This is a genomic window from Taishania pollutisoli (assembly GCF_014518315.1).
GTDB lineage: Bacteria > Bacteroidota > Bacteroidia > Flavobacteriales_D > Crocinitomicaceae > Taishania > Taishania pollutisoli.
Genome location: NZ_JACVEL010000001.1, coordinates 492,703 through 510,944 on the forward strand (window position 1 = coordinate 492,703; position 18,242 = coordinate 510,944).

11 protein-coding genes are annotated in these 18,242 nt (G+C 42.5%); 7 read left to right on the forward strand and 4 right to left on the reverse strand.

The window, feature by feature from the left end; all coding sequences use genetic code 11:
- Positions 1-50 precede the first annotated feature (50 nt).
- Complete coding sequence (locus tag H9Y05_RS02095; protein ID WP_216713364.1) at positions 51-539, reverse strand: YkgJ family cysteine cluster protein; 489 nt, start codon at positions 537-539, stop codon at positions 51-53.
- Positions 540-627: 88 nt separating this feature from the next.
- Between H9Y05_RS02095 and H9Y05_RS02100 the strand changes: the two genes are divergently transcribed.
- Positions 628-2,130, forward strand: coding sequence for a dihydrolipoyl dehydrogenase family protein (locus tag H9Y05_RS02100; RefSeq protein ID WP_216713365.1), 1,503 nt, complete (start codon positions 628-630; stop codon positions 2,128-2,130).
- A gap of 27 nt (positions 2,131-2,157) precedes the next feature.
- Here H9Y05_RS02100 and H9Y05_RS02105 read toward each other — a convergent pair whose 3' ends face one another.
- The 3 genes from H9Y05_RS02105 to H9Y05_RS02115 form a co-directional block, all read right to left on the reverse strand.
- Complete coding sequence (locus H9Y05_RS02105; protein WP_163490452.1) at positions 2,158-3,087, reverse strand: glycosyltransferase; 930 nt, start codon at positions 3,085-3,087, stop codon at positions 2,158-2,160.
- Positions 3,084-4,334 (reverse strand): hypothetical protein, encoded by a 1,251-nt coding sequence (locus H9Y05_RS02110; protein ID WP_216713366.1) that lies wholly within the window; start codon positions 4,332-4,334, stop codon positions 3,084-3,086. Before H9Y05_RS02110 ends, H9Y05_RS02105 begins: the two co-directional genes overlap by 4 nt.
- A 64-nt stretch (positions 4,335-4,398) precedes the next feature.
- A complete protein-coding gene (locus H9Y05_RS02115; protein WP_163490454.1) occupies positions 4,399-5,853 on the reverse strand; it encodes an aldehyde dehydrogenase (NADP(+)) in 1,455 nt (484 codons plus the stop codon).
- Between the two features lie 352 nt (positions 5,854-6,205).
- Here H9Y05_RS02115 and H9Y05_RS02120 point away from each other — a divergent pair, with 352 nt between their 5' ends.
- The 6 genes from H9Y05_RS02120 (at position 6,206) to H9Y05_RS02145 (ending at position 18,189) form a co-directional block, all read left to right on the forward strand.
- The gene (locus tag H9Y05_RS02120; protein WP_216713367.1) at positions 6,206-12,172 is read left to right on the forward strand and encodes a DUF7948 domain-containing protein; all 5,967 of its coding nucleotides are present in this window, start codon (positions 6,206-6,208) and stop codon (positions 12,170-12,172) included.
- Between the two features lie 24 nt (positions 12,173-12,196).
- Positions 12,197-13,105, forward strand: a complete 909-nt coding sequence (locus H9Y05_RS02125; protein WP_216713368.1) for a PorP/SprF family type IX secretion system membrane protein — start codon at positions 12,197-12,199, stop codon at positions 13,103-13,105.
- A 17-nt stretch (positions 13,106-13,122) separates the two neighbouring features.
- Positions 13,123-15,300 carry an OmpA family protein gene (locus H9Y05_RS02130; protein WP_216713369.1) on the forward strand — a complete coding sequence of 726 codons (2,178 nt, stop codon included), beginning with the start codon at positions 13,123-13,125 and terminating at the stop codon, positions 15,298-15,300.
- A gap of 367 nt (positions 15,301-15,667) precedes the next feature.
- Positions 15,668-16,549, forward strand: coding sequence for an ACP S-malonyltransferase (gene fabD, locus H9Y05_RS02135; protein ID WP_163490458.1), 882 nt, complete (start codon positions 15,668-15,670; stop codon positions 16,547-16,549).
- A gap of 7 nt (positions 16,550-16,556) precedes the next feature.
- Entirely contained in the window at positions 16,557-17,165 is a 609-nt protein-coding gene (locus tag H9Y05_RS02140; RefSeq protein WP_216713370.1) for an STM3941 family protein, read from the forward strand.
- Positions 17,158-18,189, forward strand: coding sequence for an asparaginase (locus H9Y05_RS02145; protein ID WP_163490460.1), 1,032 nt, complete (start codon positions 17,158-17,160; stop codon positions 18,187-18,189). Before H9Y05_RS02140 ends, H9Y05_RS02145 begins: the two co-directional genes overlap by 8 nt.
- Positions 18,190-18,242 lie beyond the last annotated feature (53 nt).

The following is an 18,242-nucleotide window of genomic DNA, read 5'->3' on the forward strand; positions in this document are numbered from 1 at the left end:
AGGTTTGTTTTTAAATAGAACGATTGAACTGATTAAAAAGTTGGCTGAAATTAAAAAGATTTATTGATCTGCAGCAATATATTTGACACAGCGGGACAAATTTCCGCATTCTTTCGGGTCAGATCAAGAATCTGATTTATGTTCTTTCTATCCGTATGCGGATACTCCCGGCAAGCTAAGGGTCTGTTTTCATAGATAATACAGGTATTATCAGCCATCAAAAAATGACATGGAGACTGCTGCAATACATAGTCATTGTCTTCATCTATTTTTAAAAATTTCTTAATAAAATCCGATGCTGTCATTCGCATGTGTGCCGAAATTCGTCTGATGTCAATATCTCTGAAAATCGGGCTGGTTGTTTTACAACAATTGGCACATTTTAAACAGTCTACTTTTCGAAAGACAGCCTGGTGCTCCTTGTGAAACAGCTCATCTAAATTCTTCGGCTTTTTCTTTTTAAAGCCTTTCAACTGCTTCGCAATGTTTTCACTTTTAGCAGCTGCCTGATTCATCCAATCCTGGTATTGTTTGTCCATGAGTGCAAATATAAATCATGAAAACATAACCGGAAAGCAGGTTTATTGTCAAAATAAATTTGTTATTTTTATCGTGAATTACTTAGATATGGACACATTTGATTTGATTATCATCGGTGGCGGTCCTTCCGGATATGCCGCAGCAATGAGAGGAATTGATTACGGAAAGAGAGTTTGTTTAATAGAGCGGGATAAAATTGGCGGGGCCGGAGTGTACGACGGAGCCCTGTCTTCCAAAACCCTTTGGGAAGTCGCCAATCGCGTGGCGAGTATCAATGATGCAATTGTACAGGAAGGAAGAGATCCTTACGAAATTTCATGGGAATCTGTACAAAAAACGGTAAATGAGGCAAAACTGGAACGAAAATTACAGTACTCCATGCACCTTAAATTGCTTCAGGACACAACGACCAATCAATTGTTGTGGGTAGAGCGGGGACAAGCATCCTTTGTTTCGGCCCATGAAGTGAAAATCGTTCATGAAGGAGGTGAAAAAATAATATGGGGAGAACACATTATTTTGGCTACGGGATCAAGGCCACGTCATCTTCCTCACTATGAAATTGATGAACGATCCATTTTAACCAGTGACGGAATCGAACACATCGAGGATTACCCGGAAAGCCTGGTAATTGTCGGTGCAGGAGTCATCGGTTGTGAATATGCAACTATTTTTGCCAACCTGGGAAAAACAAAAGTATACCTCATTGACAGACAAAGTCGTATTCTCCCGGGAGAAGATGAAGATATTTCCGTACTGGTTGCAAAAAACCTGGAGAGCAGAGGAGTAACCATTCACCACAATGCGACACTGGAACGCATGGAAGTTGTTGACGGAGAAGTAGAATATGAATTGAGTTACCCGGACACAACCCGTCAGACGATTCGCGTTAAAAAAGCATTGCTATCAATCGGAAGAGTCCCGAATGTAGAAGGTTTGAACCTGGAAGCCATTGGTGTGACGTTAACAGACAGGGGGTTGATTGAGGTAGACGACACTCAGACAAAAATTCCGCACATCTACGCCGTAGGAGATGTAAGCGGCGGAATTTCGCTGGTTAACATGGGAGAGATTGAAGCCCGCCATGCTGTAGAAAAGATTTTCGGAAATATTCAGAACCGGCTCAACATTGACAATGTTTGTACCATTATGTTCCTGCAACCGGAAGTTGCACTCGTTGGAATGAATGAGCAGCAGTGTGTGGAAAAGAACATTCCGATCAAGGTAGTTAAAATTGATTTTTCATTGATCGCACGGGCTATTGCTATGCGCAAAACGCAGGGATTCTTTAAAATTATCGTTACCAATGATGAGGAGATGCGTATTCTCGGAATGCGGGCATGTGGAGAACACGCTTCAACAGCTATCCAGGGAGTCGGATTATTGATCAAAATGAATCAACCGATTGAAGTGTTATCGGAGTTGATTCATCCGCATCCATCTATTGTTGAAGGAATTCAGGAATGTGTGAGAATGTTGTTGAACAAGTCTATTTTTAAATCCAATGTATTCCGGGATAAATTAGCTTGCTATTCATTGGTTGACGGTGTAAAAACGAACCTGGAAACAGGTATTCAATGTGTTATTTAATTCCGTAAAGAATTTGTTCAAAATCAATTACCGGCGGGAATTCCTGTAAAATTCCGTCCACTTGATTTCGTACTCTTTTCTGTTCTTTTGAACCAATACATCCAGAATCAACCCCGTGAATAAGGAGATAATACCACTCAGGGCGAGAAAAACACTCAGAATAAATGTCGGAAACCGCGGTACAAGTCCGATCTCAATGTATTCAATAAATACAGGAATAAAAAAGAGCACCGCCAAACCGATCAGCAGCACGGATAACCAGCCGAAGAACAATAAGGGCTTGTATTCTTTAAAGAGGGTAACGATTGTTTTAATGACTTTAAATCCGTCAGAAAATGTCCGGAGCTTGGATTCACTTCCTTCGGGACGGTCTTTGTACTGAATGGGAACTTCCACAATGCTCAGTCGTTTATCCAAGGCATGAATCGTCATTTCCGTTTCGATCTCAAAACCGGAAGTCATAACCGGAAATAATTTAACAAATGACTCGGAAAATGCCCGGTACCCACTCATGATGTCCCTCAGTTCTTTCTTCCAGATCGTATTGATTAAGCTCCTGACCAATTTATTTCCGGTGTTGTGAAAAGCCCGTTTATTTTCGGTAAAATAGGTAGAAGACAAACGATCTCCCGTCACCATATCAGCGCGTCCCTCAAGAATCGGCTGAATGATCTTCACGGCTTCTTCTGCAGGATAAGTGTCATCACCATCTATCATTAAATAACAATCTGCTTCAACAGTCCGGAACATGGTGCGAATCACATTTCCTTTTCCCTGCTGATACACACGTTCAACAATTGCTCCCGCATTTGTTGCTATTTCCACAGAATTATCCGTCGAATTGTTGTCAAACACATAAATTGCTGCTTCCGGTAAATGTTGCTGAAAATCCTTTACAACTTTTTCGATGGTAAGTGCTTCATTATAACAGGGAATCAGTACTGCTACTTTTTTCATACATTCACTTTTTTTGCAAAGAACGGGAACTTGATATCACTCCATCGGATCAGGGATACAACTGTTAAAAACAATCCTGAAACAGTTACCCATAGCGACCTGTACGTAAACCAGCTATGAATTTCCGCATGATTTGCTGTTGCGAACAACCACAACAAGGGAATGCATGCAATTGCCAGAAACAGCAGCGCCTTTTGTATGCCTTTTCGATTAAAGTAAATAACCACCAATATGAGTAATCCTATGAGAATAATACTCAGTGGGACAAGATTGAGCATTGTGATATTATCAAGAATAACATCTATTCGTGAACTGTGCCATACCCCTGCACGCTCTTCGATCTTTTCAGCAATTTCCTTAGTAATGGAATAATCTGTAAAAATGAAGATCAGCAACCATTTAAACATCCAGGTAAGCAGGTACCCAAAAAACCAAAGCAGCGAATACCCGACAATGGTTTTGAATTTTTGAAACCAGTCAACAACCGCACCTTGACAAGCCACCCATACCAGCAGCGGAATACCCAATGTAATAACCGGAGCCGTGAGCAGGTCAAAATAACTGGTAAGTGATCCCAGAATCAGGAATAAAACATCTACTCTTTTTTGTTGGTTATTGTTCTTAAGCAGTGTAATCGATCCGATCATTGCAATCAGAAAGACGGGAGTAAACTGCAACGACATCAGAATCAGGTAATAATTGACAAAAACCATCCCGATCAACAGCAAATACATTTCAGGTTTCCTGATATTCCTGCTCAGCGCAGCAACAAAAGCAAAAATGACAACGCTGCATATCAGGAAGTTTATCCATCTTACTCCGGACAGATCTGAAGTAATAAACAGCCAGCGATATGCAAACGAACTCCCATGCCAGTATCTTCCATAAATAAAGTTGGGTTCATGCATTTTTTTCTGTATTCCCAGATTAATGTGGATTGTAGCGTCCAAAGAATTCTCATTTGAATAGTACCATTGCGGGAACAACAAATATTTAAAGGGTTTATGCGGACTGGTATTGTAGATCATATTCATAATCAGGTAATCCGTAAAGTTATCAGCCTGGTGAGCCGGCTCCCTGATCAGGTATTGTGGGTATGCATGTTCGTCATTGTACATTTCCACGGAATGTACAATGTTTTCTTTAATTGATTCATTCGGAAGCAAACAGGAAATGGTTCCGAACACAATAAAACATAATTGTAGTATAAAAAACCATTTCGTGTAGGTAAGTAATTGTTTTCTCATTCTTAACAATCATTTGGTTCACGAAGATATGTAAAATGTTTTTGTTAATCTGTGCTTTGGTGTTTTATCGAATCATTTGCAGCGCAACCGGACGTAAAAACCGGTAAATACTTTGTGTACCAACTGCTGTAAAACGACTGTCGGAAGCGGCTGGATAAGTACCTCCGTGCACCATGGCATCACAAACGGTAACCCCTGTGGGAACACCATTAAAAATAATTCTGCCTGCTTTCTCTTTCGCGCAGTCAATGATTTCTTCATGGGTTCGGAATTCCTCCTCCGATCCGATAAATGTCGTTGTCAGCTGCCCTCCCAGTTTGTGAAGCATTTCCATTAATTCTTCCCGGGACTTGTACAACACAACGATCGCCTGGGGTCCGAAAAATTCTTCATAGAAATTGTAATCGTTCAGGTATTCCCGGGCACTCACTTCCCGCAATACGGGTTGAGAATGATACGGTTGCTTGCATTTAATCCACTCAAATGATTCTTCGACCTGTTCTTTATAATTTTTAAACAAATTCGGATGCAGGTGACATTTCGGCTCGGTTACTGAAAGTTGTTGTTTAAGTTCTGCAACAAACTGCATTCCTTCGGTCGATTGGTTTACAAACAATAATCCTGGTTTTGTACAGAACTGTCCGGCATCATTGGAAATAGACCCTGTAAATTTATCGATCCACAATTCCAGGTTTTTCTCCAGTTCCGATTGAAAAAACACAACAGGATTGATGCTTCCCATTTCAGCAAAAACAGGAATCGGTGCATCGCGTTTTGCAGAAAGGTCCATCAATGCCCTTCCCCCCCGGATTGAACCTGTAAATCCAACCGCTTTGATGTATTCATTTCCAACCAGTTCTTCTCCGATATCGTGCCCATTGTCCAACAGGTGTGAGAAGACACCATCCGGCAATTGATGCTCCTGCGCTACTTTGATGATACATTCCGCTACCAGCCAGCTTGTTCCGGCATGCATCGGATGTGCTTTTACAATTACCGGGCAACCGGCAGCGAGTGCGGAGGCCGTATCTCCACCTGCTGTAGAATAGGCAAAAGGGAAATTACTCGATCCGAAAACAGCAACAGGTCCAATTGCCTGAAGACGGGTTTCTATCTTAAACGGCACCTGTTCCGGCTCACTTACCAGCGGACGGTTCCAGTGTTCATACAATAAATAATGACCATAATTTCTCAATTGAAAGATCGTCCGGTCCAATTCCGAATTCGCTCGTTGGACAGACAAACTGGATTCTTTACAGTACATATTTGTCAGTTCCGAACGTTTCAACTCCAATTCATCTGCAATTCCATTCAAAAAATCAACCCGGACCGAAACTTCGGTATTTTTAAATAGCCGGGCGGCTTTGGATGCCAGAACAGCTGCACGTTGCGCATCTTTTATCGTTACCACACAATATTCTTCTTTATTCACTTCATTTTGAAGGCAATTGAATGTAGAAAACCTGGTTGTAGTATCTTCTGAAAACGTATAGCCAATTCTACTCGTGTACAACATCATGTTTGAAATTACAGTATGAAAAGTGATTAAACTACATATAAAATCCGATACCCGCTATACATTTCTCTCAAAAAATACAGACAAACGATCCAATGCATTTCCGGAAAAAATAAATCGGGTTTTTAAATCATTGAAATACAATCGGTCATATTTCTCCCTGAAACCGGGCTGTTCCATTGCATTCGGGGCAGATAAATCTTATCGTAATTTATCTCTTCCGGATATCATTTAAAACGGAAAATTCCACCTTTATGTCAAATAAAACCATTTTATTGCCCGACTAATCAATAAATTATTATTTTTGAAGTCTACTATTTTGTATTTTTTACACACGAACTATTACAAATTGCTTATGAAAATACACCCGATTCTTAAGGCAACGGTTTTATTCTTATTACCGTTATTCACCTCATCTTTGTACAGCCAGGTCTTTATTGAAAACAAAGGTCAGGTACTGGATTTTTATGAAAACCATCACCCGGAGGTCAGTTATTATTATGCTGATCATGCAGCAGCGGTTTATTTACAAAACGACCGGCTCGTCTACAATTTTAAACAAAGTGAACAACTGGATCTTGCGCGTTTTCAGAATGACCGGGAAGGTTATGAAGAAGCTCTGAGAAATCAGCAGGCCGTTTACCATCGGTTAGACATGGTATTTCAACATGCACAGGCAAATCCCGTCATCTCAACAGGAAAACAAAGCCAGGGGGTGACTCATTATTATCTGAATAAACGAAATGGGATCAGAGATGTACGTTCTTTTGAATCCGTTAAATACGAAAACATCTATCCCAATATTGATGTTGTTTTTTACCACACTCCCAATGGATTAAAATACGACCTTGTATTAAAAGCAGGAGCAAATATCCAGGACATTCATTTGAAGTTTGAGGGAGCAAAAGTCAGTATTGAAAATAAAAAACTGATCATTTCCGTGAACAACCGGGAAATAACAGAGGAAATTCCGCTTTCCTTTATCGATGGAGACCAGGCACGTGCCGTTGAAGTAGAATATATCCTTCACAAAGACGGAACTGTCGGATTCCGGTTAAAAGATCAGGTAACTTATACAACCTTAACCATTGATCCGGTATTGGAATGGGGTTCTTATTTTAACCTGGCATCCGGAACAGATCAATTGTACGGTATTGCGAATCACCTGGACAATGACGGAAATTACTTTACTTACGGGATGGCTCAAAATGCGGCAAGTACTTATCCGGTAGTAAACCCGGGAGGTGCTTATACAACTGCTGCCAACGGATCAGCCGATGGTTATTTCGCGAAATTCAACGCCAACAGGCAACTCGTGTGGAGCACCTACCTCGGAGGTTCGGGGTATGACGAAATCTATGACGGAGAAATCATTACCTCCAGAGGTACTACCCTTCACCTGGTCGGGGAGCGAATCACTACCGGTGCGCCTTTTACAAATGGCGGTGGATTCTTTCAGAATACTGCAGCACGAAATTTCTGGGCCCGTTTCAATAAAAATACCGGAGTACTGGAACACCTCACCAGCTTATCAAGCGGATACAAACCAAGCATTTCAATCAGTAACAGCGGGTTGGTAGCCATTGCAAATGATGCATATGATTTTAATACTTTGCCAATTTTAAACCGTGCAGGAGCTTACAACCAGGGAATCAACGGTGGTACAAAAGACATGGGATTGCTCTTATTCAATGCCTCCTATACACAGATTTGGGGAACATTTATGGGAGGAACGGGTTCGCAAGAAAACTTTATGTGCGCCTTTGACAGCAATGACAACATCTACTTTGTAGGTGAAACCTCCAATAATGCCGGATTGGTCAATTTACCCGGGGCGTATAATCAAAGTACAGTTGGCGGAGGAACGGATGTAATGCTGGGTAAATTCACCAACACAGGACAATTGGTCTGGAGTACCTTGTACGGAGGGAATGGATCAGATGCACGAAGAGGTCAGCAGGGACACGGAGCAAGAATTTTAGTTCATCCGACAACCAATGAACTCATCCTGGCATTTAATACAACCAGTAACAACTTACCGGTAACCAATTTACCGGGAGCATATAACAAAACAGCTCCTACACACATTGATTTCGGTGGATCTTCCGGTTCTTTCTGGAATTATGCCGCCCATTTATGTAAGTTTTCGACAGCAGGAGCATTGAATTATTCCACCTATTATTATAGTGAAACCGGAGGAGGTGATCTCATCGAGAATATTGCGTTCGGAGGATGTAATAAATTCTACATCGGAAGCGCCGGAGAGGCAACCAAGCAATTAACAGGAGCCGGTTCCGGTTATAACTTAACACAAGGAACGGGAGCCGGAAGAAGCGGGTACATTACCATGTTGAGTTCTTCCACTTTCGCATTTGAATGGGACAGTTACATCAATCCGAATATATCAAGTGAGGCAAATGTTGCCGCGAACATCAACCAGGCACCTTTTTATACAGCAACGACTTTATATTATAACAATCTACCTGTCGTTGATCCTGGAAACGGTGCTTATTATAACGGAACATCATCCAATCCTTCAGGTGCCGGAGTGGGAATCTCTCAATTTCACCCTTCATTACCACCTGACGTTACGGATGTATCTCTTTGCTCCGGAGCATCTGTCGGTTTGACTGCCAGCGGGGGAATGGGAGCGCCTTACAATTGGTACAGCTCGCAGAGTTCACCGACAGTACTTCATACAGGGGCGACATATAATGTAAGTCCGACAACGACAACAACATATTATGTGTCATCCGGAACAGGAATGTGTGCCAGTCCACGCGTACCTGTTACCGCAAACGTAACAACTGTAACTACCGGAACAGCAAGCATTAACCCAACATCAGCATGTTCCGGTTCAAGTGCGACATTAACATTAGCAGGTCATTCAGGAACCATTCAGTGGGAAGCTTCAACAAACGGTGGAGCTAACTGGACCACTATTTCCGGGGCAACAACAACTCCTTATGTTGTCAACAACATTACGACTTCGACAAGTTACAGAGCAGTTGTAACCAATGGTTCATGTACCGGAAATTCCAATACCGTTTCCATTACAATTACACCAACAGTAATACCAAATGTCATGATTTCAGGAGCTCCGGGATCGGCGATCTGTTCAGGAACAAGCGTCACATTTACTGCAAATCCGACGAACGGGGGAGCAGCACCAACGTATCAGTGGCAAATCAATGGTGGAGACGTATCCGGAGCGACAAACAGTACATTTACTACCTCCTCACTCAACAACGGAGATGTAGTAACAGTCATCATGACTTCAAATGCACCATGTGCCTCACCGGCAACAGCATCTGCTTCCACTTCTGCAATCTCAGTGATTACTACCGTAACACCGGGCGTAACGATTTCAGGGACTCCGGGAGCAGCAATCTGTTCAGGAACAAGTGTAACATTTACCGCAAATCCGACGAACGGCGGAACCACACCAACCTATCAATGGCAGGTAAACGGTGGAAATGTACCCGGGGCAACCAACAGTACGTTCACAACATCCTCCCTCAACAACGGAGATGTAGTAACGGTAATCATGACTTCAAATGCTACGTGCGCGTCACCGGCAACAGCATCTGCTTCAACAAGCACAATTACTGTAACTCCTACCGTAACGCCAGGTGTAACAATTTCAGGAGCTCCGGGGGCGGCAATCTGCTCGGGTACCAGTGTAACGTTCACAGCAAATCCGACAAACGGCGGGACCACACCGACCTATCAATGGCAGGTAAACGGTGGAAATATAGCAGGGGCGACAAACAACACATTTACACCGACTTCTATCAACAATGGAGATGTAATAACAGTCATCATGACTTCAAATGCACCATGTGCCTCACCAACAACAGCATCTGCTTCCACTTCTGCAATCTCAGTGATTACTACCGTAACACCAGGTGTAACAATTTCAGGAACTCCGGGAGCAGCTATTTGCTCCGGAACAAGTGTAACATTCACCGCAAATCCGACGAACGGCGGCACTTCTCCCGGATATCAATGGCAAATCAACGGTGGAAATGTACCAGGAGCAACCAACAGTACGTTCACAACATCCTCCCTCAACAACGGTGATGTGGTAACGGTAATCTTAACATCGAATGCTCCGTGCGCGTCACCAGTTACAGCATCTGCTTCAACAAGCGCAATTACTGTAACTCCTACCGTAACGCCAGGTGTAACAATTTCAGGGACTCCGGGAGCGGCAATCTGTTCGGGTACCAGTGTGACCTTCACAGCAAATCCGACGAACGGCGGAACCACACCAACCTATCAATGGCAGGTAAACGGTGGAAATGTACCCGGGGCAACCAACAGTACGTTCACAACATCCTCCCTCAACAACGGTGATGTGGTAACGGTCATCATGACTTCAAACGCACCATGCGCCTCACCGGCATCCGGGTCTGCTTCTACAACCGCAATTACTGTAACAACAACGGTTGTTCCTTCAGTCAGTATAACGGGTGATGCTGTTACTGGTTTGTGTGCAGGTTCAACTGTTAACTTAACAGCCAATCCGACGAACGGTGGAACGACACCGACCTATCAATGGCAGATTAACGGCAGCAATGTGTCCGGAGCAACGAACAGTACCTTCAGTACATCCGGATTGAATAACGGCGATGTCATAACGGTCATCATGATGTCAAGTTCCCCGTGTGCATCACCTGCTACAGCATCTGACGACACTCCTGCGGCAGTAATTGTTGCCAATGTCACTCCTTCTGTCACTATCACTGGAACACCATCAGCGATGATTTGTTCAGGAACCAGTGTCACATTTACGGCGAATCCGACAAACGGCGGAACGACACCAACTTATCAATGGCAGGTAAACGGCGCTGATATGCCGGGAGCAACCGGGTCAACTTACACCACTTCCACTCTCAATAACGGAGACGTGGTATCTGTTGTACTCACATCCGATGATCCGTGCGCATCTCCTTTAACGGCAACGGCGACAACAGGAGCCGGAACCATTCAGGTCGGAGATGATCAGGATCCTGTTATTTCCAACTGTCCGGCAAATATTACTGTTTCATCTGTAGGTTCATGTACTGCAACAGTGACCTGGACTGCACCAACAGCAACAGACAATTGTTCTACCCCTTCACTGACTACAAGTCATAACCCGGGAGATATTTTCCCGGCGGGGACAACAGTGGTTACCTACACTGCAACAGATGCGGCAGGAAATGTAGCAACCTGTACATTCAATGTAACCGTTGAGGATGATATTGACCCGGTAATTGTAGATTGCCAGGGAGATACGACACTCCAGATAACTGCTGCTAATTGTGAAACGACACTACCGGATTATACCGGATTGGTTACTGCAACCGATAACTGTACAGGAACAATTACCTACACCCAAAGTCCGGCAGCAGGGACAACGGTTTCTACAACAGACGGATCGATTACTGTAACAATTACAGCCGAAGACGCATCCGGAAACCAGGCGACTTGTTCGTTTGAGGTAACAATTGTTGATAACGTGCCACAATCCAATGCAGGATCTCCGATTTCTTCTGTTCAGTTGTGTTCATCAACAGGAAGTATTGATCTTGTGACACTGCTACCGAATGATGCTGATCCGGGAGGAAGCTGGATCGTTAGCTCATCAGGGCTAAACCCGGGGAATGCACTGAATGGAACGGTATTGACTGTCGAGAACCTGCCGGCAGGTTCATACATCTTTGATTACGTTGTGGGAATCTGTAAATCTGATACACTGGAAGTAATCATAAATGTTTTCACTGACTATAACGTTGATCCGGGAGAAGAAAATCCGGGAACTGCGTTCTGTCCGAAAAATATAAGCCAAATTGATTTGAACACGTTCCTGGCGAATCCGCATCCAAATGGCGTATGGTCAGCGACTGGTGCCGATTCTATTTATTTGAATCCGAATGGTAACCTGAACATTACCAATTTGGAAAACGGCGCTTATACATACGTGTATACGATATCAAAAGGTAGTTGCGGAAATACAAGTGTAACGGTTACCATTATTATCAATTGTAAAGAATTTGATATTCCGAATTACGTGACTGCAAACGGAGACGGTGTTGACGATGTATTTGTGATCCAGGGAATTGAAAATTTCCCTGACAATGAACTAACGATTTACAATCGTTGGGGAAATGTCGTGTATCATACAACCAATTACCAGAATGACTGGGACGGACGCAGTACAAGTAAGCTCAATGTCGGTGGTGATGAATTACCAACGGGGACGTATTACTATGTACTTGATACACAATCCGAACTACACGGAGTAAAAACAGGGTTCATTTACCTGGAACGCTAATCAACACCTTAAAAAACACTGGTTATGAAAAATTTAAAATTCATCTTAATAGTTATCTTGTCAGGTACAGGAATCTATGCAAACGCACAGCAGGATCCACATTTTACACAGTACTTTGACAATACATTGTTTTACAATCCGGCATACGCCGGAAGCAGGGACATGTTGAATGTTACTGCTATACACCGCGAACAGTGGGCTGGTGTTGACGGACGTCCGCGCTCTACAACGTTGAGTATCCACTCCCCGCTTCCTTACGAGTCCGTAGGAGTTGGAATAACAGCAGTGAATGACATGGCAGGACCTATTCGCCAGACAATTATTGCCGCAGACATCAGTTACTCACTTCGTTTTAAAAACAAAACAAAACTTTCATTCGGAGTAAAAGCCGGTGTCAACCTGCTTGGATTCGACAGGGATAAGTTGTACAATGCGGGGAATCCGGTTTCTGCAATGCAACAAATTGAAAACCGGGCGAATCCAAATATCGGGTTTGGTGTATTGTACCACGGGCCAAAATTCTTCTTTGGGGTAAGTACGCCTAAATTGATTCAGAACACATATGACGGCACTGATTTTAACAAAGAGAAACGTCACTATTTTGCTACGTTGGGGTATATTTTCAAACTCCATGAGAAGTGGAAGTTGCGTCCTTCCGCTCAATTCAAAATTACGGAAGGAGCACCGTTCAGCATGGATGCATCCCTGGCGGCAATTTACAACGACAGATTGTGGTTTGGTGCATTGTACCGTCTGGATGCCGCGCTGGGAGCATTTGTCCAGGTGCAGATTTCTCCCCAGTTTAAATTGGGAATCGCATCAGATTTCGGAACACAGAAGTTGAGACAATACAACTCCGGTACATTTGAAGTCTTGTTATCGTATGATTTTAATTTCCTCAAAAAAGGAGTGTACTCACCACGCTATTTCTAAATATAATGCATTCGACGATGAAAAATATATTCGCACTATGCTGTTTTATACTGCTTTCAGGTTTCCTCTCCGCACAGGCAAGGTTAAAAAAAGCAGATGACCTGTACAACCTCAAATCCTACTGGAGCGCTGCTACGCAGTATGAACGGTTGATTGATTCTGATAACGACTCGCCACAAATGAGAATTCGTCTGGCAAACAGCTATTACCACATGGGTAACAATGAAAAGGCAGTTAAATATTATGGTGGTATCAACCTTTCTGACTATCAGAAAGAAGACTTGTACAACTATATCCAGGCGGCAAAAATGCAAGGTGATTTTACCAAAGCAAATGAGTTGCTCAATCATTTTTGTAACAACTTCGGAGATGACCGTTGTAAAGAATACAAGCAGAATCCCAATTACCTGAATGAATTGAAAAGTACGGTTCATTTTACATTAACCGAAACAAAACTCAACACAGATAACAATGAATTCGGGGCGTATCAGTTCAATGGAAATGACCTGTACATTGTTTCCGACAGGGGTTCTTCCGGATTCATTAACCGTAAAAACCTATACAACGGAAGAGGATTCCTGGATATATACCGGGTACAAAAACAAGCAAACAACACCTATTCCAAAGCAAAAAAAGTAAAAGGGAAAGTCAATACAAAACTGAACGAAGGCTCACTGTTTATCACTTCCGATAACAAACGCGTTTATTTTACCCGCAATAACAAAAAGAATACCGACGGACTGTATCATTTGTCCATTTATACAGCCGATATTGACAGCAAAGGAAAATGGAACAATGTCAGAGGCTTATCCATCAATTCAGACAACCATTCTGTCGGTCATCCGGTGTTGACACGGGACGGTAAAAAAATGATTTTTTCTTCGACTATTGAAGGCGGATATGGCGGTGCCGATTTATATATTGCTGATGTAACGGAAAACGGTGATGTGACAAATGTCAAAAACATGGGGAAGATCATCAATACACCACGCAATGAATTTTTTCCGTGGATCAGCACCGATGGCAATATTTACTTCACCTCAGACGGTCATCCGGGACTGGGAGGTTTGGACAATTTTGTAGCAGTAATGGCTGGGTACAATGTTGTTAAAATTGTGAATTGCGGAGCAAATGTAAATTCCTCACAGGATGATTTTGCGTTGACATTATCCGCTGACGGTAAAAACGGTTATGTTTCTTCCAACAGAGTTTTTGGCAATGCTGATGATATCTATGCCATACAGTTGACAAATCCGTTCCCGCGTATGATCACACTCGCAGGGAAAACAACCGATCTGGTGAGCAATCAAACCATCGGGAATGTAACACTTACACTTAAAGATGCAAAAACAGGAGAAGTGTTTAATACCGTTTCTGACGGTCAGGGTGTTTATTCCGTTTATGTTCCGGCCGCATCCGAATTGCAGTTGACGGCAGAAAAAGAAGAATACATCCCAAAAACAGATAAAATCACCACTGCTGACAACGACCTGACAAAGAATATTTCCCTGGAAGAAAACCTGGGTTCTACCTTATTGGTTAACGTATCGGACAAAGCGACAAAAGCTGCGGTTGGGGATGCTAAAATCAGCATCAAAGATAAATCCGGAAAAACGGTTGCTTTTACCGGAAAATCAAATGGAAACGGAGATTTTAAACAACTGCTGGAAGGAACAAAAAAAGGTGACAACCTGAATTACCGCATCAAAATTGAGAAACCCGGTTATATCGCAAAAGAAGTTCCGTTCAGCCATGTCATCGCAATGAGTGGTGAAATCTATTTAGGCGTTGACCTGGATAAGTTAGAAATCGGAAAAGATTTAGCAACGATCATCGCTATTAATCCGATTTATTTTGATCTGAACAGTGCTAAAATACGTGATGATGCGAAACTGGAACTCGATAAGATTGTACAGGTAATGAATGAAAACCCTTCTATGGTAATCGAATTAGGGTCTCACACCGACTGCCGTTCTTCTGCAAAGTACAACCTGTCACTTTCAGACAAACGGGCAAAAGCATCTGCTGATTATATCAAAAAGCACATCACAACTCCTTCGCGCATTTACGGAAAAGGATACGGTGAATCAAAATTATTGAACGATTGTGCATGCGAAGGAAAAGTACAGTCGACCTGTACGGAAGAAGAACATGCATTGAACAGAAGAACCGAATTCAAGATTATTAAATTCTAACACTATTCGGGTTCACCAGATGAGATTCCCGGATGTTATTTGTACCCTTTCATAAATGACACCCGGGATTTTTTATTCGCATAATCGATATTCTGAGTAATAAATTCTGTGAATTGTTAGTAAATAAAATATAGTTCTTCCCCCTTAATCTCCCTCCAAAGGGGGAAATATGCCGACATGGGATCGTATTTCATTCAATCATAAAATCTAATTATTTCTTTACAGAATTATTTTTCACAGCAAATTATCTCCCCCTTTGGAGGGAGATTAAGGGAGCAGACAGAATCATCATATTATCCCGATACAATATGTATATTTGTGCCAATAAACGCGTGTCATTTTCTGACAGTATAGAGAATTTATTTTTATGAAAGCATATGTATTTCCAGGGCAGGGAGCCCAATTTTCAGGAATGGGAAAAGAGTTGTACGACAACTCCCCGAAAGCAAAAGAATTATTTGAAAAAGCAAACCAATTATTGGGTTTTGATATAACGAAGATCATGTTCGAAGGAACGGATGAAGAATTGAAACAAACAAAAGTGACGCAACCCGCAATTTTCCTTCACTCCACAATTCTTGCGGCAGTTCTTGGTGATGATTTCAAACCGGACATGGTTGCCGGTCACTCATTGGGTGAATTATCCGCTTTGGTTGCGAATGGAACATTGAGCTTTGAAGACGGATTGATGCTGGTCTATAAACGTGCATTGGCCATGCAGAAAGCGTGTGAAGCAGAACCTTCTACAATGGCAGCAATCCTCGGGCTGGAAGACGAGGTAGTAGAGCAAATTTGTGCAACCATTGACGGAATTGTTGTTCCGGCTAATTACAATTGCCCGGGACAATTAGTCATCTCAGGAGCAATTCCTGCAGTAGAAGAAGCATGTACAAAACTGACAGAAGCCGGAGCAAAAAGAGCATTGATTTTACAGGTTGGCGGAGCATTCCATTCCCCGTTGATGGAGCCGGCACGTGAAGAACTGGCAGCAGCAATTGAAGCAACAACCTTTAATGTTCCGACATGCCCGGTATATCAAAACGTCAATGCAAAAGGAGTAACAGATCCGGAAGAAATTAAGAAAAACCTGGTTGCGCAATTGACAGCTCCGGTGAAGTGGACGCAAATCATGCAGCAAATGATCGCTGACGGAGCTACGGAAGTTGTAGAAGTCGGTCCCGGGAAAGTATTACAGGGGTTATTCAAAAAAGTAGACCGGGCATTTCCGGTTTCAAGTGCTGAAATTTAAGTAAAAAATGACCATTCCTCCCCCTCTGTCCCCCTCCGAAGGGGGAGGTAATTTCTCCCTCACAATGGATGAAATTGTCATCAGGAAAAGTCGATGGAAACAACTCTTGCTTCTATTCGGCTGTTTGTGCTTTGTCATTCTTGGTTACATCATGATTGTCAGGGATGTCAGCAGTTCAAGATATTCTGTTGAATCAGTACAATTTTACGGAACGATCGGGATTCTTTTGTTCGGATTGGTAGGTTTACTGATCATATATCAAATGATTCAATCTAAACCCGCACTGAAAATAGACAAAAGCGGAATCACCAATTACTCACATGTTGGCAGTGGTTACCTGGTTTATTGGGCGAATATTAAAGGCATAAAAATCATCACACTGCAGAAGCAAAAAATGATTGCTATATACCTGAAAGATGAAACAGAAATTTTTGACCAGGTAAATCGGGCAAGTCGCTTTTTAATGAAATTAAACAGTAAGTTTACGGGGACACCTGCTCTTATTCCTTCAAACACATCCACTCTCAAATTAGAGGACGTGTTGCAAATCATCAAAGAGCAGAAAAACATAAACAGGCAATACAAACAACGATTAAAACTCTACAGACATGAGTAACAAACCAACTGTACTGATGATCTATACCGGTGGAACCATCGGGATGGTGAACGATATACACACGGGCGAATTGAAGGCATTTGACTTCGATCACATCTATACACATGTTCCGGAATTGCAACGGCTCAATGTCCAGCTAACCGCAGAAAGTTTTGAACATCCCATTGATTCTTCTGAGATTAAGATTGAAAACTGGGTACGGATCGGTGAATTAATTGTTGAGAACTACGATCGGTACGATGGGTTTGTTGTTCTTCACGGCTCAGACACCATGGCCTATACAGCGTCTGCATTGAGTTTTATGTTGCAGGGATTAACCAAACCGGTGGTTTTAACAGGTTCTCAATTGCCCATCGGAACCATCCGCACCGACGGGAAAGAAAACCTCATCACAGCCATCGAAATAGCAGCTGCGAAAGATCTGAATAATCAGTCATTGATTCGGGAAGTAGCTGTTTACTTTGAGTATTCCCTGTACAGAGGTAACAGAAGTTCGAAAGTTTCCGCTAATCAATTTGAAGCGTTCAAATCTCCTAATTTCCCGCGTTTGGCAGTTGCCGGTGTGGACATCGATTACAACAACGATGATTTGTACAGAACCTCCAAATCCCACCTGGAATTTCACCCGAATTTTGTGAATGAAGTCGCGCTGTTAAAATTATATCCCGGAATCAATATCAATTACTACCGGCAATTATTCGATTATACACAGGTAAAAGCGCTTGTATTGGAAACCTACGGATCCGGAAATGCACCAAGTGACCCTGTATTTCAACAATTGCTGTCTCAATTTATTCAAGGCGGGGGCGTTGTCCTCAATATCACGCAGTGTAGTTCAGGGAAAGTGGAGCAGGGAAAATATGAAACGAGCAGTTTCTTCCATAAAGCAGGTGTGATTTCAGGTGCCGACATGACAACAGAAGCAGCAATGACAAAATTAATGTACCTGCTGGGATGTAATTTATCTGCTTCCGAACTCAAGCTCCGACTGCAAGAATCAATCGCCGGAGAACTGACAATTTAACTTTCTTTCTTTCTGATTGAAACGCAAATATTGATAAAATCTTCGTGCGTACG

Coding starts and splice junctions, on each gene's coding strand:
- H9Y05_RS02140 (WP_216713370.1), top strand. CDS start 16,557: ATGACCATTCCTCCCCCTCTGTCCCCCTCCGAAGGGGGAGGTAATTTC.
- H9Y05_RS02125 (WP_216713368.1), top strand. CDS start 12,197: ATGAAAAATTTAAAATTCATCTTAATAGTTATCTTGTCAGGTACAGGA.
- H9Y05_RS02115 (WP_163490454.1), bottom strand. CDS start 5,853: ATGATGTTGTACACGAGTAGAATTGGCTATACGTTTTCAGAAGATACT.
- H9Y05_RS02110 (WP_216713366.1), bottom strand. CDS start 4,334: ATGAGAAAACAATTACTTACCTACACGAAATGGTTTTTTATACTACAA.
- H9Y05_RS02100 (WP_216713365.1), top strand. CDS start 628: ATGGACACATTTGATTTGATTATCATCGGTGGCGGTCCTTCCGGATAT.
- H9Y05_RS02105 (WP_163490452.1), bottom strand. CDS start 3,087: ATGAAAAAAGTAGCAGTACTGATTCCCTGTTATAATGAAGCACTTACC.
- H9Y05_RS02095 (WP_216713364.1), bottom strand. CDS start 539: ATGGACAAACAATACCAGGATTGGATGAATCAGGCAGCTGCTAAAAGT.
- H9Y05_RS02120 (WP_216713367.1), top strand. CDS start 6,206: ATGAAAATACACCCGATTCTTAAGGCAACGGTTTTATTCTTATTACCG.
- H9Y05_RS02130 (WP_216713369.1), top strand. CDS start 13,123: ATGAAAAATATATTCGCACTATGCTGTTTTATACTGCTTTCAGGTTTC.
- fabD (WP_163490458.1), top strand. CDS start 15,668: ATGAAAGCATATGTATTTCCAGGGCAGGGAGCCCAATTTTCAGGAATG.
- H9Y05_RS02145 (WP_163490460.1), top strand. CDS start 17,158: ATGAGTAACAAACCAACTGTACTGATGATCTATACCGGTGGAACCATC.